We start from the raw sequence: 21,237 nt of genomic DNA, 5'->3' as shown, positions 1-21,237 counted from the left end.
CGCAGCATACACAGCAAGCAAGAGGAAGGAAGATGTAATGTGACACAGCCAAAAATAACAATCATCGGAAGCTTGAACATGGATCTCGTAACGGTCACCTCCACAGTGCCAGCACAAGGTGAAACGGTAACTGGTCAATCGTTCGCGACCATGTACGGAGGGAAGGGCGCCAACCAAGCGGTAGCCTGCGCACGTCTAGGGGCTGATGTCAGCTTCATCGGATGTGTCGGTAATGACACATTCGGCACAATGATGTTAGATAACTTGAATCGTGAAGGCATACATACTGAAGCTGTTGAAGTACTTCGTGATGTATCTTCAGGAACCGCTTCCATTATTGTGAAGGATGGAGATAATCGCATTATTGTTGTACCGGGTGCAAATGCACAGGTAACAGCTGAACGAGTTCGCAAACACGCCGATGTCATTCGCCAATCGGACATCATCGTTCTGCAGCTTGAGATTCCTCTTCCTTCGGTACGAGCTGCCATCGAGATCGCGGCTGAGTCAGCAATCCCTGTCATCCTTAATCCAGCGCCAGCAATGGAACTGGATCATCAATTGCTCAGCCAAGTCACTGTGCTCACGCCGAACGAGTATGAGCTTGCCGAGCTTCTCGGGCAAGCGGATCAGGCAGGCGCCTTCGATTGGCAATCTGCTCTGCAAGCGATGCCAGGTAAAATCGTGTTAACCAAAGGGGCTGATGGAGCCTATTGGTCAGACGCCAAGGGACAACTTCACCATAGTCCAAGCCACCGGGTCGACGTTGTTGATACTACGGGAGCTGGTGACACATTCAACGGCGCTCTGGCCGTAATGCTTGCGGAAGGCCGCTCTATGGAGGAAGCAATTCCGTTCGCGACAGCCGCAGGGGCATTGTCTGTAACCGTATTCGGCGCGCAGGGAGGAATGCCGACTCGAGAGCAATTGACGCATTGGATCGCGCAGCACCAAGAGTAATAGCCCATTTATAAGGAGGAAGCAATATATGGCAACGATTCGCATGCTGCAGGCACTTGATTATGATGCTGCAGCCAGATTGTCTGATGAAGTGTTTCGCAATGAAAAGCAGATGTCGATGGCACATAGTTTTTCGTACTTGTTCTCCCCTATTACCGCTCACTCATTTGGTGCGTTTGAGGACGGGGAACTGCTCGCACATATGGGATTGCTTCCATCGGTTGTCCGTATCGGACGATCTCGACTACCTGTATTCTCACTCGGCTCGGTATGCACATCCGAGGCTGCTCGCGGCAAAGGATTCGGTACGGATCTGCTGCACAAGGTTCAAGATCATGTTGCTTCTACAGGCGGAGTGATGATGTTCGTGTCTGGAGGACGATCGCTCTATACTCGCAATCGTTGTTATCCTTTCGGTCAAACACAGATTTATACGGTTACCGCAGATGCAAATGTTGCTGAAGAAGCGGGTGTTACAGCTCGCGTTCTTACTGAGAATGACTGTTTTGCTTGGTATGAACTTGCGCAGGAACGAGAAGCTGCTTTTGACTTAAGCTTATGGGATATGCACGGACTTGAGCATGGCGGTGCATTCGCTTCCTGCGTCATGATGAAGCCTAAGGTATACGTACTGGAACGCAACGGTCACATTACTGCATACATCTATATCCTATTCCCTTCTGCCAAACAGCAGGATGCTGCACCTCGTGTATATGAGTATGGCGGCGCCGCTGAAGAGGTTGTATACTTGCTGCAGCTTGTAATGAAACAGAAGCAAATCACTGCTTCCAAAGTGAATGTACCATGGCAGGATACGGAAGTCAGCACTTGTCTGCGCGGCTATTCTTCGGAAGAGGAGCCAAACCAAGGGACGTTGTATGTTCCAAGCATGGAGCGACTATTCCGCTATATGCAGAACTGGTGGAGTGATCAAGGGGCGCTGGCCGTGCATATTCAGGTCACAGAGCTTGAAGGCGGCACCGTTCGCCTTGAGTATCCAGATGCAGCGTCAGTTGAGCTTACTGAGAGTCAATTGTTCTCCCTGCTATTCGATCCGAAAGCAACTGACATTCTCCCGCCTGAATGGCCTTCTGCCGAGCAATTGAAGATCACAATACCACTTCCTTATACGATCGGACTTTTTTACGTATAACTTAATGTTCTCATCATCATTTCTTCTATCGCAGTAGTACTGCTTCAAAGCGCACTAAAATTAGTGCGCTTTTACTTTTGAAGTATACAAAGTTCCACACTGTTTCGCCTTTCCTCAAGCTTTCCTCTTGATGTGAACCTGAATTTTCGCATACAATGAACAAAAGTAGTAGGATATAATCAGAAGGTGAATCCTAGAAATGACTACCCCTTAAACTTCCAAATACCCACATCCCGATGCAGCCTTCTTTTAATTTGTATAATAGGAGCATTTTCATATGGCTACCATTTATGATATTGCGAGACAAGCCAACGTCTCTGCAATGACCGTATCACGCGTCATTAATAATACAGGCAGGGTCAGCGAAAAGACCCGAACCAAAGTTAAGCAAGTGATGGAAGAGATGCAGTACATACCAAATTCAGTTGCTCGCTGTCTCGTCACCCAAGAGAGCAAAATATTATCTCTACTAATTACAGATATCACAAACCCATTCTTCACAACAATGGCCCGCGGAGCGGAAGATGCCGCCATGCAGCATGGATATCGTCTTATGTTCGGCAATAGTGATGAGAGCTTAATGAAGGAAAAAGACTATGTTCAAATGATACTGTCCATGCGGGTGGATGGTGTCCTATTCGCGCCCAGTGGAGACCAATCCAAAGAACATCTGGAATGGCTGACAAGACAAAATGTCCCGTTCGTGCTGCTTGATCGTGAGGTTCCAGGGATCGATTGTGATGCAGTACTCGGGGATAGCCGTGGCGGTGCCAAACAGATGGTCAGTGAATTAATTCGGTATGGACATCGACGGATTGCCCTATTGAACGGGTCTGAAGAAGTATCGACCGCCAGGGAGCGCAAAGCAGGCTATATCGCCGCCTTGCAGGAAGCCGGCATCCCATTTGACGAACAACTATGCATGCAAATGGGCTATTTACATGATCGGGATGCGCTCGATTTATCTCATTGGACGGAATTGGAGCCGCAATCTCGCCCTACGGCTATCTTTGCTGCCAACAACATGCTTGCGCTCTCTATCTTTACTGCGCTGAATCATGTCGGACTGCGAGTTCCGGATGATATCTCGATCGCTTGCTTTGACGATTTTGGGTGGGTAGAAGAAGCGAATCCGTTCTTTTCTGTTGCTTCACAGCCTGCATATCAATTTGGAGAGACCGGAATGCAGCTGCTGCTTGAGCGAATCAAGGATCGGGATCAAGCCTCCCGCCGAATTATTTTACCCTGCCAAGTCCACATGCGGCAATCTGTACGACAGCTATAGAACCATAATAAGCTCGAGCACGTTCACGGCCTATTCGAACGGGATTTCATCCCTGTTCAGAACAGGCCGTTCTTTTTTGTCCAGTGAATACCACGCAGCTGCCCCAATCATGTTCCTTGCCTCATTCTCCGACTCGAATGTATTTTCTTACCTGTAGACCTATTAGATCAAGCGTACTAGAATGAAAACATTGACGCTTCTTTTGCTTTTATGCATAAAAGCGTGTATGTATAAAAGTATCTATCCGATCTTTACATACTAGAACGTTATCCATCAAGGAGTTGAATAACTATGAATACGAATGATGAACAATCGGTAAAGCAGCCACTCCGCTTCGTGCAGAGTGTTACCATCTTTGCAGTCATCATCGCCATTTTACTGCTTACGATACTTGGCTGGGGTGCACAGCCGCACATCCCACTGCTAACAGCAACTGTTGCCGCAGGCTGTCTGCTCTTGCTATTCGGACAATCGTGGAATCTAGTAGAACGAGCATTGATTAAGGGACTTCAAGCTTCTGTTATGCCTGCCTTGCTCCTATCTCTTATCGGAATCCTGATTGCAGTATGGATGATGAGCGGGACAGTTCCTACGCTACTCGTATATGGAACCTCCTGGTTTCAGCCTCAATGGTTCACGATTAGCGCTCTGCTGCTTACGGTTATCGTCTCCATGTTCGTCGGCAGCTCAGTGACGACAGTCGGAACATTCGGCGTAGCCTTGATAGGCATGTCGGATTCCATGGGCGTCCATCCCGCAATCGTAGCAGGGGCTGTCGTGTCTGGTGCCTGCTTCGGGGATAAGATGTCTCCGCTCTCTGATACGACGAATTTCGCCTCTGCCGTTGCACGTGTCAGTATGCCTGATCATATTCGCAATATGACGAAGACAACCGTACCTGCTTTCCTTATTACCTGCATCGCCTTTTTATTTTTCGGTTCTTCCGCTCAATCCAATATGGATCAATTGCTGGCGATGCAGCAGGATATCCGCAGTGTATTTCATATTCATCCGCTAACCTTACTGCCGCTTGCTGTCGTGCTTATCGCTGCATTTAAGCGATTGCCAATCATCATTACGATGCTGTTCGGTATTGGATCGGGTCTGCTAGTTACTGCGCTCATTCAAGGAGACGTAAATGTCCCACAATGGATGGAAGTGATGCAGGGAGGATTCCAAGGGTCATTCCAGATGGAGGAAGTAAGCCGCATCGTGAACCGAGGTGGCCTTCAGTCTATGACTTGGGCAATATCGCTCATTGCGATTGCCTTCGCTCTGGGAGGATTGCTGCAGCATGCAGGCATCATTGAAACGATGTTCAATCGTCTGATTGCACCTGTAAAGACCAAGGAAGGACTTGTTGTCACAAGCGGACTTAGTTCAATCGGGGTGAACATGATTACAGGGGAACAATACATGTCGATTCTGATTCCGGGCCAATTGTTCGAATCCGAATATGATAAGCGCGGCATTCCACGACTCACCTTATCTCGTACATTGGAGGATTGCGGAACATTAGTGAATCCACTTATTCCTTGGGGGGTCAGCGGTGCAATGATGACAAGCGCTCTTGGTCTTACCGTACTGGATTACATGCCATATGCTTTCTTCCTGTGGGTATCCCCACTGGTTACATTTGCTTTTGCACTATTGCCCGGGTTAAAACGTGTGACACTCGGTAATTCACAATAGCAACTTCATTGCAGGTCATCAGTCGCAACGAGATGATGACTAAGCGGTAGGATACAGAAGACCCTATTGCTTCTTCCAATCCAGTTATGATACTGTCTTCTTAACTAGTCATGGATTATAGACAGGAAGGAGGGGATAAGATGCGCCTTATACATGCCCGTATGCCAAGGTATATATTGCTTGTACTTAGTGTGCTTGCTATCGTATGTACAGCACTTACCCCTCTTGCTTCGAATGAAACGATGTTCATGCATCCTGATGAATCCGCATTTACGTATCCCGAGCATGTAAGCTCTGTAGTAGGCATTCATCAGGTTCAGTCTATTAAGCATTTTTCCATGCCTTTATGGTTCATCTTATTCATTCTCTATATCGCGATCGCCCTCTTGAGGAGCCGGCTGCCCAGTTACAGATTTGATACGCCGTATATGATTTTACTGCGCAGTCAATTCTTGAGGCCTCTCAAATTCACTTCTAGGTTCGTGGCTCGTCCCCTCGCCTGTACAACTCAACAATCACTTACAGACGAGGAGAATAACAATGACGACAACGAACACGAACACGGAGAAACAAATGAAGCAAGAGAGCGGGCCTTCCGGCAAAGAGCAAGCATTGAAAACAGATATACAGGTTCTTAATCGGGATTTGAAGCATATGATATGGTTTATTATCCTGTCAGCGGTAGTCATTACCGCACTTTATTTTCTCATGTAACGAACGAACTACAAGCATCCCATTCAGCAGAGGCTTTGTGGGATGCTTTTTTATGGATCATATCGCGAAAGCGCATTCAAAAATATAGACATCCTGACGGCTTTCCACTCTGCATCTCAGTTCGATGTGAGGAAGGAGAGTGTGAATACCATTTTTTATACAATTTCGAGAAATAAAGAGCATCTTCGTAGCCGACAGCCGCAGCAATTTGCTCGATTGTTAACCTTGTCGTCATCAGCAATGTTTTGGCGCGCTCCATCCGGATGCGCAGCAAAAACTGCATAGGCGATTCCCCCATTTGTTTGCGGAACATCTTCGATAAATAGGTGCGGTGATAGCCTAGCGTATGTGCAAGTTCGTCTATGGATATGGATTTATCAAACTGCAGCGACAGCCAGCGAGCTGCTTGTTCTACCTGACGTTCGATATCGGAGCGTTTATCATCGTTATTCGCATCAGAACCTTTGTCAGTAGTACGTGCATATTCAGCAAGAACAACACGCATATAGCCCTCAGCTTCCATGTCCCCAGCACTGCCTCCTATTTGAAGTGCTTTATATACATTCCGGAACAACGCTTCTACTCGATGTATGCGATAGCCTTGAACAACTGGTGCATGCGGCCCAATACCGATTATCGCCAACAGCTGTTCGACACCGCTGCCGCGATATCCTATCCAGCGGTACTGCCAAGGATCTGCTTCATCAGCTACATAATGATGAAGCTCCCCCGGGAAGATGAAGAAGCTCTCTCCTGCCCCAACTTCATAGGCAACCCCTCTAATCGTAAATTTCCCTCTGCCAGACTGTACACAATGCACGATCCCGTAATCATGAACGCTAGGACCTACGTGGTGCAGAGGTTCCGTGATTGATTGGCCGCAGAACAATACGGACAGTTCTCCCCTGGAAGGTGCTTCATTAATTGCGAGATTTGCTCGTTCACCCATCCGGTTCCCTCCTAACTGACAACAATCCTCCATATTCACATTCGTTTTCCCCATACCAAGCCTTAATCGATTCAGATACATTAATTGTACAACAATCATTTCCAAGTTGCATCACACCATGCCGATGTTCCCTTACATTTCATGACAGCAGCTCGGAACGAAAGGAGACAAGATGTATGAGTAAAATTACATTTCTCGGAGCAGGAAGCACCGTATTTGCCAAAAACGTATTAGGTGACTGCATGCTCACTCCATCACTGCAAGGATTTGAGCTTGCCTTGTTCGATATTGACCACGAGCGTCTTCGTGATTCCGAGAGCATGTTGACCAACATGCTTGGAACGACTGGCAGCACCTGCCGAGTTGTTGCCTACAGAGACCGCAAAGAGGCACTGCGCGGCGCTAAATATGTAGTGAATGCGATTCAAGTTGGCGGGTACGATCCATGTACAATTACAGACTTCGAAATTCCGAAGAAGTATGGCCTTCGCCAAACCATTGCAGATACGCTCGGAATTGGGGGTATCTTCCGCAATCTGAGAACGATCCCTGTCATGCTTGATTTCGCCAAAGATATGCAGGAAGTATGCCCAGATGCTTGGTTCCTGAACTATACAAATCCAATGGCCGTGTTGACCAATGTGATGAATACATACGGCGGGATCAAAACAGTAGGACTCTGTCATAGTGTTCAAGTATGCGTACCTTGGCTGTTCCATGATCTTGGCATCGACAGTGAAGGTGTAAGTGCGAAGATTGCAGGCATTAATCACATGGCGTGGCTGCTTGAGGTAACTCGCAACGGCGAGGACTTATATCCAGAAATTAAACGCCTTGCCTTGGAGAAACAAAAGACAAAGCACACCGACATGGTACGTTACGAACTTATGTTCAAATTCGGCTATTACGTGACGGAATCCTCCGAGCATAACGCTGAATACCATCCATACTTCATTAAGAAACAGTATCCAGAACTGATCGAGAAGTATAACATTCCTCTTGATGAATACCCTCGACGCTGCATCAACCAAATTGAAGGTTGGAAAAATATGCGTGAACAGCTCGTCAATAACCAGCATATCGAACACCACCGTACCCATGAATATGCCTCATATATTTTCGATGCTATGGAAACAGGAACACCATTCAAACTAGGTGGTAACGTTATGAATACGGGACTTATCACCAATTTGCCGCGCAATGCATGTGTTGAGGTTCCATGCTTCGTTGATCGCAACGGAGTTACACCTACCTATGTTGGCGATCTGCCGCCACAGCTTGCAGCGTTGAACCTCACGAATATCAATACTCAGCTTCTTACGATAGAAGCTGCAATTACAGGGAAGAAGGAGCATATCTACCACGCGGCCATGCTCGATCCGCATACGGCAGCAGAGCTTAGTCTAGATGATATCGTCTCCTTATGCGATGATCTGATCGAGGCTCACGGAGATTGGCTTCCGAAGTTCGTATAGGGAAGAACTCATGCAAAAGCGGTACAGTTGATCGACAACTGTACCGCTTTTTCTACTGCTATATCTTGATGACCGTACATCATTCCCCTTGTGCGCGTTTATGCACTTGTGATGCCTGCGCTGCTTTCTTGGCCTGCTGGCTTCGTTTAATGGACAGTCCAGCTGCCACGACAACGATCACCAGTGCGATCTCAAATCCATACTTGATGAATGGATTCGAGAAGAGACCGGCTAGCGAATCGAACTTCATGAACTCACCGACGAACATTTTTGCTGCGGTCCACGCTAGCACCGCTGATCCGATGATAATAATGATCGGGTAGCGCTCGATGAATTTCAGTACAATTGTGCTTCCCCACACGACAATAGGGACGGAAATTGCAAGTCCCAGTACGACTAGCAATCCATGTCCATTCGCCGCACCCGCTACAGCTAGCACATTATCGAGCCCCATCGCTGCATCCGCAATAATAATCGTTCGAACTGCCGCCCAGAAGCTGCCTCCCGCCTGCACATTATGCTCTTTCTCTTCGACCATGAGCTTGATCGCAATCCATATGAGCACGGCTCCGCCAATCACGAGCAAGAACGGAATTTTGAGCAGCCATACAACCCCTAAAGTGGCCAGCGCTCGAATGATTACTGCTCCGATCGTACCGAAGATGATGACCTTCTTCTGATCTTGCTTCGGTAGGTTGCGAGCCGCTAGACCGATAACAATCGCGTTATCTCCTGCTAACACCAAGTCAATGACGACAATGGACAGCAGCGTGGTCCAGAACTCTAATGAAAATAGCTCCATTGATAGTTCCCCCTTGACGTTAGTATGTATAAATACTGTAAAAAACATGAACGCCGCTACCACGTTCGTGGTAACGGCGTTCCGATCAGAAAGAGACCTTCACCAACGCAACCATCGTGGCAAAGGTCTCGCAAACAACGTTATACGTTGCCAGTAGCGCCGAGGATGCGCGTTGTGGCGTATCCCGTAATGACGACGGTTACTGTGCTAGCTACTCCCCTTTGGAGTATTCGTTTTTTCAGTGAACTAATCATAACACCGGCAATCGAATTGTTCAACCATCATTTCTCTCTATTTTCTCGCTCTATTACAGATCTGGCGTTGTTCGAATGATAACAATTGGGTATGATGAAGATATACGTATTTAATCATAAGGAGGCTTCCCCATCGTGAGCAAAGAACTATCCAATCATCATCCTTCACTTGAAAAAGCAACCTTTGCCGGTGGCTGCTTCTGGTGTATGGTCACGCCGTTCGAGGAGCTTCCTGGCATCCATTCGATTGTGTCTGGCTATACAGGAGGACACACTGACAGTCCTACATACGAAGAAGTATGCTCAGAGACAACCGGGCATGCCGAAGCCGTTCAAATTACATTCGACCCTGCCCTATTCCCTTATAAGAAGCTGCTCGAGCTATTCTGGCAGCAAATTGATCCTACAGATGAAGGCGGACAATTCCATGATCGCGGTTCGTCTTATCGAACAGCTGTCTTCTATCACAATGAGGAACAACATCAGCTTGCACTGCAATCCAAGCAAGAATTGGAGCAGAGCGGTAGATTCGATAAACCAATTGCTACTGAGATCGTTCCCGCTGGCACGTTCTACCCAGCAGAAGAGCATCATCAAAACTATCATCAGAAGAATCCGGCCCATTACAAGCGCTATCGCTCTGCATCGGGCAGAGATGCCTTCATCGTGAACCATTGGGGAATCTCCGATGAAGAGCGTACAGCCCTTCAAGGGAAGCTGACGCCAATCCAGTATCGGGTAACCCAGCAGAATGGCACAGAGCCCCCTTTTTCCAATGAATACTGGAACCATGAAGCAGAAGGAATCTATGTGGATATCGTATCTGGTGAGCCGCTCTTTAGTTCGTTGGATAAGTTCGATGCAGGCTGCGGCTGGCCAAGCTTCTCGAAGCCGCTTCGTTCCAGTCATGTGGAGAATAAGCTTGACACTTCTCACGGCATGGTTCGTGTGGAAGTAAGAAGCAAACTGGCAGACTCCCATTTGGGTCATGTATTCGATGATGGCCCTACCTCAACTGGACTTCGTTATTGCATTAACTCTGCAGCCCTGCGGTTCATTCCGAAGGAGAAGCTGGAGCAAGAAGGTTATGGGGAATTCGCATCCATTTTCTCCTCCAAATAGAGGTTGTTCAAAAAGTCCGCTTTTGATCACGAAGTAAATCATGAAGTGGACTCGGCATCGAATCTTGAATTCAGCCAGGCCTTCCGGTGCTCATGTACCCAAATCGTACGCTCCGCTCCTCAGGCCCTAGCTTCATCCAACTTTCTCGGAGCTGAAAACCGGCCTTTTTGAACCGCACAAATAGGATTCTCTAGTACGAAGGCCCAAATGAGGAACGACCTAACCGTTCTCATTTGGGCCTATATTTAGATTCGCTCAATTGTTAACAAAATACCGCTCTTGTCGTCGCATATTTTGAATCGGGGTATTTGATTGCAGTAGGCATCCATCCGTTCACGTGCCTCCAAGGCGGCGGCACATTGCTCCATCCCAGTAGTAATGATGTATTGGAACCACCGCTCCATACTGCTCTGTTCCTCGTCAACACGCCAAGGATAAATGCCATCCGATACAAGCAGAATATGCGTAACTCCCTGGAGTGGGAGGGCTCCATATTCCATGCGATGCTGCACGGCCTCATCTCCATTAAGGACGCTGTAACCGAACTCTGTATTCGCACGGGAACGATTCTGCTTCAGCCGCTGCCGAATCTCTTCTGGCTGCCTATGCTCTCTCCAATCCTCCTCATGCTCCATCCACGCTGACAAGGCTCGCTCATCGAAGGGAGCAACTCGGTCATAAGTTACAGCTCGAACCTCCCCGGATTCATATAGCGCGTATATCATGCAATCGCCCGTCTGCGTCCAATATGCATAATGCTCATCAAGCCACACAGCGGCATGAACCGCACCGAACCTTCGTCCTGTATCCTGTGGAGCGATGCCGTATTGGCGCATCGTATTATCCAATTTGCGATTAGCATCCATGAGTCGAGCACGCATCACATCAAGTGGAGAATCGATAGCTGCTGTAGTAGTGATAGTTTCCAGACCACGAGCAATACTTAAGGCAGCCATCTCTCCCGCTGTATGCCCTTCCTCATCTGTAATCGGCTCTAATCCAGATACACCATCGATGACCGCATATAGCTGCTGTTCGGGAAGTGCAATCATCCGGTCTTCATTTCGTCTGCCCTGCCCCTGTCTCGTTGCTGCATCACAATGAATTCGAATCACTGCTATTCCCCCTTCAATTGTTCTTACGCTCAGCTACCTGACTTCTGCACCATCTTCGCAGCTTGGCCGAACAATCCCATTAGCATGAACACAACGATAATATATAGCAAGAACATCGGCGCCGCCATAGCGGAGAATACCATCGGTGATGCAAACGCGAATCCGAGCATACTTAATGAACAAGCGAGTGCAACTGTAAAATAGATGGATCGTCTACGGGCCATATGTGCGATGTAGCCCCAGTCACGGCGCAGTGCATATTCCCGCAAACCACTGCACATGAAGGTTACTAGTGTAATGTTCAACCCCGTCTCTGCTATACTGCGAAACACTCCAATCCATGCTCTCGCTTCCGCACTGACTCCGCCTAACAGCATCGGCTGCAGCAGCTCATACACCGCTAGAACGATCAGCGGGATACATAATCGCTTCGCTAGCAAGAAGCGATCAGATACGGATATCAATTGTGTTACACCGCTAAATACCAAGGCAAAGCCTACGATGTCCGGCAGCAGATCAACGCCCCTCGGCGCATAATCAATAAAAAATAACAAACCCCATTGAATTCGTCTAAATGCCTTTGCTTCCATATTCATCTTGTTCATCTTTGTTGTCTGCATGTCCTTTCCGTATGTACTTCCACAAGCAAGCTGTACCCAATCATGAAACAGTTCAGCATGCTGTTATCTTGCTTCAGTATAACGTGACGTCTTAAGCGAACGCAATCTCGCGGCCTATTTGGAATATTTTTTCAGCCTATTCGCTCAATTCGGATTATGTAAGTCCATTCCTTTTGCAGTATAATGGTTAAATGTCTAGTTGAGTAACATTTCTTTATAGCCTAATAGTAGCTACATACCTTTCAGGAGGAAGCATAATGAATCACATTAAAATATTTTCGGACAGCACATGCGATTTGCCGAAATCACTACTTGAACGTTATGACATTGGCATTATCCCTTTATATGTTACTTTCGGTGACGACGCTTATCGTGATGGAGTGGATATGACCCCTCCGGAATTGTACAAGCATGTAGATGCATGCGGCAAGCTGCCGAAGACATCTTCGCCATCTCCAGCTGATTTTGTAAAGGCATTTGAGCCATTTGTGAACGAAGGCCGCAAAATTCTGTATATCGGGTTGTCTTCCCACTTATCGTCCACCATTCAGAATGCCATTATTGCCGGGGATATGCTCGGTGAAGGTACTGTAACTGTCATTGACTCCTTAAATTTGTCTACCGGTATCGGGATTCAAGTTCTCAAGGCAGCGATGGCACTGGAATCTGGTTCATCTCTGGAGGAAACTGTAGAGCTTGTTGAGGACGTTCGCGGCAAAATGGAAACCGAGTTCATTATAGATACATTAGATTATCTATATAAGGGCGGACGCTGCAATAGTCTGCAGAACTTGATCGGCAGCCTGCTTCGCATTCGTCCTGTCATTAAAGTTGTCGATGGAAAAATGATTGCGGCTAATAAAATTCGCGGCAAACGCGAGAAAGCACTTGAGCAGTTGAAGCAAAATGCGCTGGATCATGTGGATGAGATGGACAAGGATATCGTATTTGTCACTCATTCCTTATCGCCTGAAGATGCCAATATGATTCAGGCCGAATTGCAAGAGAAGACGGGCGCAAAACATGTGATCCTGTCGGATTGTGGTTGCGTCATCTCCAGCCACTGTGGACCAAACACAATTGGAATCGTATACGCGCGCAAATAAATATACAGCGGCTGACCTCGCCAATAGAGCAAGGTGCAGCCGCTGTATTTATGTAGAGAACTAACCGTATTTTATTCCGTTGTGCGAGTAAAAAAACGAGCAATCCCCCCCGCCCCAACTGCAAGGCAGATCCCAAGAAGCATCTGTACAATCACTTCTATGAACTTGGCGCTGTCATCCGTCCAAGCCCGCTCTGCAAATAAAGCCACTTCTTGATTCGAGAGCATAATCAATAGCTTGATAAATTCCGGGATGCTGTTCACGAGAAGCATAATACCAGCAATACCTAGTCCGATTTGAAGGGTGGTGCGAAGCACCGGGTTCGCAGAATGCGTCTGGCTGCGCATCGGAAGGACACTTTTCTCGCCGCTACTCGATACGTCTGCATCTTGTGTCTTCACTAGAGTCACATCACGTAGTTTAGACGGTGCTAGCGCCTTCGATAATGATCCTGCCGTGCACCATAGGATGATTCCTCCTATAAGCGGAACAAGGACAGGGAGGAGCAGTATGACGAAATTGGTGTATACCATATTTTCACTTCCAACCCCCATATGAATCATCGAGGAGATCATATTTACCAGCGCAGCCGCAATCTTCGCCAACTCTAGGAAGGCGGTCACGATCCAATAGAGAGCGCCGAGCCGAACAGCCAAGAAGGCCAATGATCGAGCATTCAATTGATTTTCCTCCATTTCTGAGCATGGATTCATAATCATCTATTATACAGGATGTCTGGCGCTTATTGGGAAGTTATTTGCTCTGATGCCTCAGCTGGTATACGTATGGATACAGATGTGCCAATGCCAAGCCCGCTCACAATTGTAACTCCATACTCTGCACCGTAGTGCAGTTTAATACGTTGATCTACATTTCGAATGCCGTAGCCTGTATTCACATGGTCTCTTCCATCAAAAATATCATGGATTCGCTGAGCGGTCATACCTACCCCATCATCGATGATCCGGAACAGCAGGTCATCCACATCCTTCTTTGCTACAATTCGAATGAAAATTCGATCTCCACACCAAGCATGTTCCAACACATTTTCAATAAATGGCTGTACAATCAGCTTTACCGTACGATACGGCCATACTGCTGGGTCAATATCGAACATAACACTAATGCGATCACCGTATTTAATCTTCTGTATATCTACGTAAGCCTGTGCCTGCTCCAACTCATTATGTACCGGTATCATCAGTTTGCCGTTGTTAAGCGCAAGTCGGTAGAACTTAGCCAGGCCTAATACCATCTGCTGCAGCTTCTCATTATCCCCGAACTTCGCTAGCCGATTAATAGAGGACAACGTGTTATACAGGAAATGCGGATTGATTTGCGATTGCAGCATCTCCAATTCCGCTTCCTTCTTCTGCAGCTGTGTCAAATACACTTCCTTAATTAGCGCTTCAACATTTTCGCCCATGCTATTCAATGCGGTGGCAATTTGAGAAAATTCATCCTTGCCCCGATAGGAAATTCGTTTGTGCAGATCGCCTTCCCGAAAAGCATTGAGCACTGACACGAACTTCGTAATCCGAATCGAGAAATATCTTGATATGAACACTCCTGCGAATGACAACACAATAAAGCAAATCAAGCAAATAAAAATAACAAACAACCGAACCTTCATCGAATCTTCTTGGATGATGGAGAGAGGCACATGTGCGACCAGCTGCCAAGATTGCTTCCCTACCGTCTCCTGGATCGTCAAATAGTTGCTCTGCGTATCCGCTTCATTAGCAGGCAACTTGCCAGACTGATAGATGCTTCTCCCCTGTTCATCCACTAGGTAGATTACGCTGTCATTTCCAATCTTCGAATAATTAATACTATCGAACAGCTCCGAGATCGCAACATTAATGCGCAAAAATCCAACTTCTTGAAGCTTCAGAGGATTATTGGTGTCCACAAGCCGACGAAGCAGGGAAATTCGACTATTCTCCGCATCACGCTCAATTTGGCTCCACTTCATTGTGATGCTGTACTTCTCGGGTGGAAAGCTCTTATACCAATCCTTATCTGTAATTCGATTCAAATGATAAATTTCATACGGCCAGTTATAATCCGTAGGATTCTCTTTCCCAAATGTACTGTGATGGATCTCATTTATGGATTCATTACGAAAAAAAACAGAAATCCACAGCTTCATTCCAGTTGCCGAAGATGCCGCTTCTATCTTAGGAATAACATACTTCGTAATGCGATCATAATTTTCCCAGCCTTCCTCGTAGCTACGCAAATATCGATACAGCTCATAGTCGCCGTACAATATAGAAGATATGCGAATTATATCCTGCATCTTATATTCAATATTATCGCGAATCTGCAGCAGTGTTCCTTGTATATTGTTCCGTGTATGCTTGCGAATCGATTGATCATACATGGAATGGGAGACAAGTCCTATGACTAATACCGGAACAATGATGAACACCATATAAGTCAGCATGAGTTTGTAGCCAATCGGCAAATAGCGGAACTTCGGTCGCTGTTCGTTCATTGACTTCTCCCCTATCATGTTTCCCGCTTGCGATATTCCATCGGAGTCATGCCGTATGCTTCCTTGAATTGTCTGCTAAAATAGGGAAGGTATCGATAGCCTACCTGATTCGCAATTTCATAGATTTTGATGGAGCTCTCATGGAGCAGCTCGCGTGCCCGCTCCATACGAAGCTGTATAAGGACTTCACTGAACGATTTCCCAGTCTCCTCCCTGAACATGTACCCCAAGTAGTTCGGTGAGAATGAGAATTGATTCGCCACGTCCTTCAGTGTAATGTTCTCGCTCATTTTATCCTTCATCACTTGAATCATTTCTCGAATGAGCCGATTATTCTTGGAGGTAGATTTGCTGCGCAAATATTCAGATATTTCAAATGTCTTCCTGACGAGCCAGGAGCGAATATCGCTCACCGTATCAAATTGCAGCAGAATATCCAAGTTATGCAGCTCCATACCCAATATATCGAACAGATTCTCATCCTTTGTCTTCAATTGCTCATCCAGCTTCCATATGATGAACATCGCGAGATTATGAACGGTAAACTTAGAACGGAGCATGCTCACAGATTCGAAGAGCCTCTCTATCTCATCGTAAATACAAACCAGCTCATATTCCATCAAGGCGTGAAATAGTGCCTCCATACGTTGTTCCAATGTACGCGCATCCATCATTTCGGGCTTCAAACTTACCGCTTCGTAGCGGATAAGCCTCCCTTTGCCAATAAACATTTTACCATCAACCGCTTTGGTTGCCTGTTGGAACGAGAGATAGAGCTGTTCCAATCCGTTTACTGGTTCCCCTACCCCAACTGTCATCGTCACGGAGAACTGAGTCTCAATCACCTTATATAAATCATCAATAAAAGGGTCTAAATACTGATCATGAATCAGCACCATCATCCGATGAGGCGTCAACTTGCAGCAATGTGGCATATGATGCTTCAATCCAACCTCATTGACCGCATACAGGAATTCCTTCGTTGTAACCTCGTGTGACAAGCTCGTATGCTCTTGCGTCCAAGTCATATAGTCAAGCTCCATAACAGCAACTCGGACAGGCCAATTCAGTTTGTCAAGCCCATAAGAGGCAACTAGCTTCATCATTCCATCCTGCTGCTCACTTCTCCACTGCCCGTCAACCAACCGCAGCAGCAAGTCATTCTTCGCCATCGGAATCATATGCTGATAAGCTTCCTCCACATCGCGACGCTTCCGGTCATCATCAAGATCCTGCTTCACCTTCTCGAGTGCAGCGATAAGCTCATCATCATTCATCGGCTTGAGTACATAGCTGTAGGCCTTCAAAGATAATGCCTGTTTCACATAACTGAAATCTTGGTGACCGCTTACAAAAATAATTCGGATATTGGAATTTATCTCAATCGCCCTGCGGGCCAGCTCCAACCCGGACATATTCGGCATATTAACGTCACTGACGATAATATCGATAGGCGTACTATCAATAATATGACAAGCCTCAAAGGCGTTATTTACCGCTGCTGCAACTTCTAACCCAAGCTCTTCCCAAGGAATGAATTGCTTCATTCCTTCCAGATCAAGCATCTCGTCATCAACTAACAACACGTTATACATGAATGAGGCCCCCCAAACGATGCAGTCATACAATTCTCATTCCAGCATTTCCCTAAACAAAGTATAACAAGTTCAACTATCATTTGAACAGTCAGATGATTTCAAAATAAAAGATTTGATCAAAAGAACGAAGACCCGCTGGCAGACAGCGAGCCTTCGTTCCGAAGATTATTTACCCATTGCTTTCTTATTCTCCGTCCAAACTTTTGTAACATGGTCAAGGAACTTCTGATAACCAACCTTCATGGAATCATCATGTGCTTTATCCAGAATTTGCAGTGCTTCTTCATCGGATTTCGCGTACATGGATTTTGCTCTAGCTGTCAACCAAATATCTCTAACACTTTGTCTAGCAATCCCCTCTTCACTATCTGGAGTCGGCTCCCAGCCGAGGAACTCCGTGAAGTCACCTTGCGAAGCCCATGTTACTTCCATTTGCCAGCGGTTGCTGAAATCAATCTTATCTGCTGGTACAGTAGACAACATTTGCTTTTTCGTATTATCCATGAACATTGTATTGCCCACCCATACCAAGTCGCCAGCTTTACCATTTATTTCAGAAAGCGTTTTCGGATCATTCATGTATTTATCCTTATTAAATTTCGGTGTCAGACCATCAGCTTCAAATCCATCCCAATAACCATCCGCTCCTGGAGGCCCCCAGTTCAGCACCATGCTGCCTTCAGGGCCAGTCATCCAGTCAAGCATCGCGAATATGGCCTCTGGATTTTTCGCATTTGTCGTAATGGCAGCTACGTTCCATCCAAGTTGGTTATATGTTCCTGGATAGATTTTGCTAGCATCCAGACCTTGTTTTACAATCGGTTTAATAAACATATAGCCGTCTTCCGGATCCTTCTTCTTCAATTCCTCATCTGCTACAGCTAGCATCTTCATCGGATCGAAAGTTGCAATAACAGCAAACTTGCCGTTCATCGCTTTTTCTCTTACTTGATCTTCTGTCTGCGTATTCGCATCTTGTGTCATCAACTTCTCACGCATCAGCTTCGCTGTATATACAACGGATTCACGGAAGCCTGGATCCTTATAGATGGAGACCATTTTATCACCATCTGGTACAGCAAAGAAACGAGTAAGGGACAAGTTGTTTTCTTTAAAGGAAGAGAAGATTTGGTCAATACCGTGACCGTCTTTCGCCAATCCCGTTTCAAATGGAGTGACGTCAGGGTACTTCTTATGAACAGCTTGCAAGTATGCATACAAGTCGTCAGTCGTTTCCAATTTTGGAGAGCCGAGCTCTTTATAGATTTTTTTGTTGATTGCATAGCCCGCGTTTCCGTTTGGCTGCTGTGTATAATAGTTCGGTACCTGATAGATCTTGCCGTCAGGCGAACGGAGCAATGCTTTGTGATTTTCAGTCAAATACTTCTTGAAATTCGGGTACTTGTCAATATACTCATCCAATGGTACGAGCATACCAGCCTCACGAAGACGTTCTATATCGGGCCCTCTGTCAGTCCAGATAATATCAGGAAGCTCATTGCCCGCAATCATCGTTTGCAGCTTCTGTGCATTGTTGCCACCTGAACTGATTCCATTGACCGTAATTTTCAAGTTGTCCTGTATCCACTTCGAAGCAGGGTCCTTACCCCATTTCGGCAGCTGGTACCAACCATAGTTGCCATAGAACGATACTTCAAGTGGTTCCTTGCCCAATTCGTACAGGTCACTCTTCGGAGTTTCACTTGATTCTTTGCCCGTATCGCCTTGCTTCACAGGTTCATTCTCAGGTGGAGCACTTGTCTTCCCACTGCCGCATCCTACTAACAGAGTGAATACCATAAAAACAGACAACACACTCAGCAGAAGATTTTTTTTGTTCTTCACGGCTTTTTCCCCTTTCAATTTTGTAATCTATGTTTAAAGCAAGGTTGCTCTAAACGCATCCAAATGTCCAGCAGATTAAACAATCGCTACTCTTTCAACGAGCCAATCAATACACCTTTTACAAAGAAACGCTGCAAGAACGGGTACACACATACAATTGGAAGCGTTGCTACCATAATCGTCGCCATCGTCAATGCCTTAGAGGTTATTTTCTTCGCAGCATTGATGTGCACAAGCGCACTCGTATCTACATTGGACAACTGTTCAGATGCGATGTTGGAGAATAGTATCTGTCTTAGTATCGTCTGAATAGGAAGCAGATTCTCGTTCGTAATATAGATACTGGCTACGAACCATTCATTCCAGTGCGCAACCGCTGTGAACAGAGACAAGGTAGCAATAACAGGGCCAGATAACGGGAAGACAATACGGAAGAATGTACCCCAGTTACCGCAGCCGTCAATCTTCGCTGACTCTTCCAAGCCTTGCGGCAAGCCTTGGAAGAAGGTTCGGAATATAATCATATTCCATACACTAATAAGTGCCGGAATAATGAACACCCAGAAAGAGTTGAACAAACCAAGTCCACGAATGAGCATATAGCTCGGAATGAGACCGCCTCCAAAATACATGGTAACGATACACATAATCATATAATACTTGCGGCCCATAAGCCCTCGCTTCGACATCCCGTATGCAAAAATGGCCGTCGCTAAGATGGATGCTACCGTTCCAATGACCGTTCGCAAGAGGGCAATCACAAACCCATTCATTAATCGCGAATCTTCGAATACAATTTTATAGTTCTCCAATGTAAACTCGCGCGGCCAGAAAGTAATGCCGCCCTTAGACGTATCCAATCCTTCATTAAACGATATGACAAGTGAATTCCAGAATGGATAAAAGGTCGAAAAGGCCAATAAGGTTAACACTACATAGATAAAAACCGTAAAGATGCGATCTCCTATACTATCACGTATCATTATTCAGTCCTCCTAGTTATGGAATGATTCATTACCATAAGCTATTGCCCGTCTTTCTGGCAATGAAGTTCGCAAATGTAAGCAACGTGACGCTGACAACAGCCTTGAACAGGCCGATTGCCGTTGCATAGGAGTACCTGTAATTATCAATACCGACACGAACTACATATACATCAAGCGAGTCTGATACTTCTCTCAAGGCTGGATTCGAAGCGAGAATGAGAATGTCCTCGAAGCCTGCATTGAGCAGGTTGCCGATTGCAAGAATCATAAAGATGATCACAACTGGCATAATGCAAGGCAGTGTAATGAGCGTCATCTGCTTGAATCGACTCGCACCATCTATCGATGCTGCTTCATACAAATGAGGATCGATCCCTGCAATCGCTGCCAAATATACAATGGAGGCAAACCCTATTTCCTTCCATACATTGGTTGCAACGAGAATCGACCAGAAATATTCTGCCAATGACATGAAGTTAATCGGCTCATCGATAATCCTGAGCTTCTCTAACAGCATATTTATGCTGCCATTGTCTACGGACAGTAAGGATGTAACCATGGATCCGATAACTACCCATGATAAGAAGTGAGGCAAGTACGTAACGGTTTGAATGACCCGTTTAAAGGCCATCTTACGCACTTCATTAAGCATAAGCGCTAACACAATTGGCGCTGGAAACCCGAAGATAAATTTCATAAAACTGATAATAATCGTATTGCGCATAACAGGTACAAATTCTGGTGAATTAAAAAAATCAATAAAGTGCTTTAATCCTACCCATTCATTGCTAAACAGATTGAAGCCTGCCTTAAGCTTATAATCTTGAAAAGCAATAAGAATGCCATACATAGGGATATAAGAAAATATAAAGATTAGAGCAAGTGCGGGCAGCACCATGAGCTGTATGTCTATTTGCATAAAAAATCGTTTTAATGCGCTTTTCTTATGCTTATCCAGGTTCAGGCCCGGTTCTATCTCTGCTCCCGTGGTTGCCTTCGCCATATGAAAATCCCTCCTTGATTCAAAATAACTCTTGCTGAATAAATCTTAACTCCTTCCA

At 46.1% G+C, this 21,237-nt stretch carries 18 protein-coding genes; 8 read left to right on the top strand and 10 right to left on the bottom strand.

The window, feature by feature from the left end; all coding sequences use genetic code 11:
• The first annotated feature begins 39 nt into the window (after positions 1 to 39).
• From rbsK to PBN151_RS30980, 5 genes are all read left to right on the top strand, one after another.
• Positions 40 to 960: a ribokinase gene (gene rbsK / locus PBN151_RS04375; protein ID WP_072727868.1), complete on the top strand. Its 921-nt coding sequence runs from the start codon at positions 40 to 42 to the stop codon at positions 958 to 960.
• Between the two features lie 28 nt (positions 961 to 988).
• Entirely contained in the window at positions 989 to 2,113 is a 1,125-nt protein-coding gene (locus tag PBN151_RS04370; protein ID WP_072727867.1) for a GNAT family N-acetyltransferase, read from the top strand.
• A gap of 277 nt (positions 2,114 to 2,390) precedes the next feature.
• A complete protein-coding gene (locus tag PBN151_RS04365; protein ID WP_072727866.1) occupies positions 2,391 to 3,398 on the top strand; it encodes a LacI family DNA-binding transcriptional regulator in 1,008 nt (335 codons plus the stop codon).
• Positions 3,399 to 3,689: 291 nt separating this feature from the next.
• Positions 3,690 to 5,090, top strand: coding sequence for a Na+/H+ antiporter NhaC (gene nhaC / locus PBN151_RS04360; RefSeq protein WP_072727865.1), 1,401 nt, complete (start codon positions 3,690 to 3,692; stop codon positions 5,088 to 5,090).
• 540 nt (positions 5,091 to 5,630) lie between these two features.
• On the top strand, positions 5,631 to 5,804 hold the full coding sequence (locus tag PBN151_RS30980; RefSeq protein WP_155987320.1) for a hypothetical protein: 174 nt from the start codon (positions 5,631 to 5,633) through the stop codon (positions 5,802 to 5,804).
• Positions 5,805 to 5,880: 76 nt separating this feature from the next.
• Here the strand turns inward: PBN151_RS30980 and PBN151_RS04355 are convergent, their stop codons facing one another.
• On the bottom strand, positions 5,881 to 6,753 hold the full coding sequence (locus tag PBN151_RS04355; RefSeq protein ID WP_072727864.1) for an AraC family transcriptional regulator: 873 nt from the start codon (positions 6,751 to 6,753) through the stop codon (positions 5,881 to 5,883).
• A gap of 176 nt (positions 6,754 to 6,929) precedes the next feature.
• Here PBN151_RS04355 and melA point away from each other — a divergent pair, with 176 nt between their 5' ends.
• Positions 6,930 to 8,228 (top strand): alpha-glucosidase/alpha-galactosidase, encoded by a 1,299-nt coding sequence (gene melA / locus PBN151_RS04350; RefSeq protein WP_072727863.1) that lies wholly within the window; start codon positions 6,930 to 6,932, stop codon positions 8,226 to 8,228.
• A gap of 79 nt (positions 8,229 to 8,307) precedes the next feature.
• Here the strand turns inward: melA and PBN151_RS04345 are convergent, their stop codons facing one another.
• The gene (locus tag PBN151_RS04345) at positions 8,308 to 9,030 is read right to left on the bottom strand and encodes a TerC family protein (RefSeq protein ID WP_021253042.1); all 723 of its coding nucleotides are present in this window, start codon (positions 9,028 to 9,030) and stop codon (positions 8,308 to 8,310) included.
• Between the two features lie 389 nt (positions 9,031 to 9,419).
• Between PBN151_RS04345 and msrA the strand changes: the two genes are divergently transcribed.
• Entirely contained in the window at positions 9,420 to 10,406 is a 987-nt protein-coding gene (gene msrA, locus PBN151_RS04340; protein WP_072727862.1) for a peptide-methionine (S)-S-oxide reductase MsrA, read from the top strand.
• 245 nt (positions 10,407 to 10,651) lie between these two features.
• Here msrA and PBN151_RS04335 read toward each other — a convergent pair whose 3' ends face one another.
• Positions 10,652 to 11,521, bottom strand: coding sequence for a protein phosphatase 2C domain-containing protein (locus PBN151_RS04335; RefSeq protein WP_072727861.1), 870 nt, complete (start codon positions 11,519 to 11,521; stop codon positions 10,652 to 10,654).
• Between the two features lie 29 nt (positions 11,522 to 11,550).
• Positions 11,551 to 12,117: a hypothetical protein gene (locus tag PBN151_RS04330; protein ID WP_072728485.1), complete on the bottom strand. Its 567-nt coding sequence runs from the start codon at positions 12,115 to 12,117 to the stop codon at positions 11,551 to 11,553.
• A 281-nt stretch (positions 12,118 to 12,398) separates the two neighbouring features.
• Here PBN151_RS04330 and PBN151_RS04325 point away from each other — a divergent pair, with 281 nt between their 5' ends.
• On the top strand, positions 12,399 to 13,247 hold the full coding sequence (locus tag PBN151_RS04325; protein ID WP_072727860.1) for a DegV family protein: 849 nt from the start codon (positions 12,399 to 12,401) through the stop codon (positions 13,245 to 13,247).
• 71 nt (positions 13,248 to 13,318) lie between these two features.
• Here the strand turns inward: PBN151_RS04325 and PBN151_RS04320 are convergent, their stop codons facing one another.
• From PBN151_RS04320 to PBN151_RS04295, 6 genes are all read right to left on the bottom strand, one after another.
• The gene (locus PBN151_RS04320; RefSeq protein ID WP_072727859.1) at positions 13,319 to 13,927 is read right to left on the bottom strand and encodes a hypothetical protein; all 609 of its coding nucleotides are present in this window, start codon (positions 13,925 to 13,927) and stop codon (positions 13,319 to 13,321) included.
• 62 nt (positions 13,928 to 13,989) lie between these two features.
• Positions 13,990 to 15,747 (bottom strand): sensor histidine kinase, encoded by a 1,758-nt coding sequence (locus tag PBN151_RS04315; protein WP_072727858.1) that lies wholly within the window; start codon positions 15,745 to 15,747, stop codon positions 13,990 to 13,992.
• Between the two features lie 14 nt (positions 15,748 to 15,761).
• A complete protein-coding gene (locus tag PBN151_RS04310; RefSeq protein ID WP_072727857.1) occupies positions 15,762 to 17,342 on the bottom strand; it encodes a response regulator in 1,581 nt (526 codons plus the stop codon).
• Positions 17,343 to 17,510: 168 nt separating this feature from the next.
• Entirely contained in the window at positions 17,511 to 19,190 is a 1,680-nt protein-coding gene (locus tag PBN151_RS04305) for an extracellular solute-binding protein (protein ID WP_083544924.1), read from the bottom strand.
• A gap of 86 nt (positions 19,191 to 19,276) precedes the next feature.
• Positions 19,277 to 20,173 (bottom strand): carbohydrate ABC transporter permease, encoded by an 897-nt coding sequence (locus PBN151_RS04300; protein WP_028533157.1) that lies wholly within the window; start codon positions 20,171 to 20,173, stop codon positions 19,277 to 19,279.
• Between the two features lie 31 nt (positions 20,174 to 20,204).
• Positions 20,205 to 21,179, bottom strand: a complete 975-nt coding sequence (locus PBN151_RS04295) for an ABC transporter permease (RefSeq protein ID WP_028533158.1) — start codon at positions 21,177 to 21,179, stop codon at positions 20,205 to 20,207.
• Positions 21,180 to 21,237 lie beyond the last annotated feature (58 nt).

It is taken from the genome of Paenibacillus sp. NAIST15-1 (genome assembly GCF_001894745.1).
Taxonomy (GTDB): domain Bacteria; phylum Bacillota; class Bacilli; order Paenibacillales; family Paenibacillaceae; genus Paenibacillus_B; species Paenibacillus_B suaedae.
This window is presented reverse-complemented; position numbering and strand designations above follow the sequence as displayed.

Excerpts from the sequence above, each read along its gene's own strand:
- PBN151_RS04310 (WP_072727857.1), bottom strand. The coding sequence starts at position 17,342 with ATGTATAACGTGTTGTTAGTTGATGACGAGATGCTTGATCTGGAAGGA.
- PBN151_RS04295 (WP_028533158.1), bottom strand. The coding sequence starts at position 21,179 with ATGGCGAAGGCAACCACGGGAGCAGAGATAGAACCGGGCCTGAACCTG.
- PBN151_RS04345 (WP_021253042.1), bottom strand. The coding sequence starts at position 9,030 with ATGGAGCTATTTTCATTAGAGTTCTGGACCACGCTGCTGTCCATTGTC.
- PBN151_RS04315 (WP_072727858.1), bottom strand. The coding sequence starts at position 15,747 with ATGAACGAACAGCGACCGAAGTTCCGCTATTTGCCGATTGGCTACAAA.
- melA (WP_072727863.1), top strand. The coding sequence starts at position 6,930 with ATGAGTAAAATTACATTTCTCGGAGCAGGAAGCACCGTATTTGCCAAA.
- PBN151_RS04355 (WP_072727864.1), bottom strand. The coding sequence starts at position 6,753 with ATGGGTGAACGAGCAAATCTCGCAATTAATGAAGCACCTTCCAGGGGA.
- PBN151_RS30980 (WP_155987320.1), top strand. The coding sequence starts at position 5,631 with ATGACGACAACGAACACGAACACGGAGAAACAAATGAAGCAAGAGAGC.
- PBN151_RS04330 (WP_072728485.1), bottom strand. The coding sequence starts at position 12,117 with ATGAATATGGAAGCAAAGGCATTTAGACGAATTCAATGGGGTTTGTTA.
- PBN151_RS04325 (WP_072727860.1), top strand. The coding sequence starts at position 12,399 with ATGAATCACATTAAAATATTTTCGGACAGCACATGCGATTTGCCGAAA.
- PBN151_RS04370 (WP_072727867.1), top strand. The coding sequence starts at position 989 with ATGGCAACGATTCGCATGCTGCAGGCACTTGATTATGATGCTGCAGCC.
- PBN151_RS04365 (WP_072727866.1), top strand. The coding sequence starts at position 2,391 with ATGGCTACCATTTATGATATTGCGAGACAAGCCAACGTCTCTGCAATG.
- nhaC (WP_072727865.1), top strand. The coding sequence starts at position 3,690 with ATGAATACGAATGATGAACAATCGGTAAAGCAGCCACTCCGCTTCGTG.
- PBN151_RS04300 (WP_028533157.1), bottom strand. The coding sequence starts at position 20,173 with ATGATACGTGATAGTATAGGAGATCGCATCTTTACGGTTTTTATCTAT.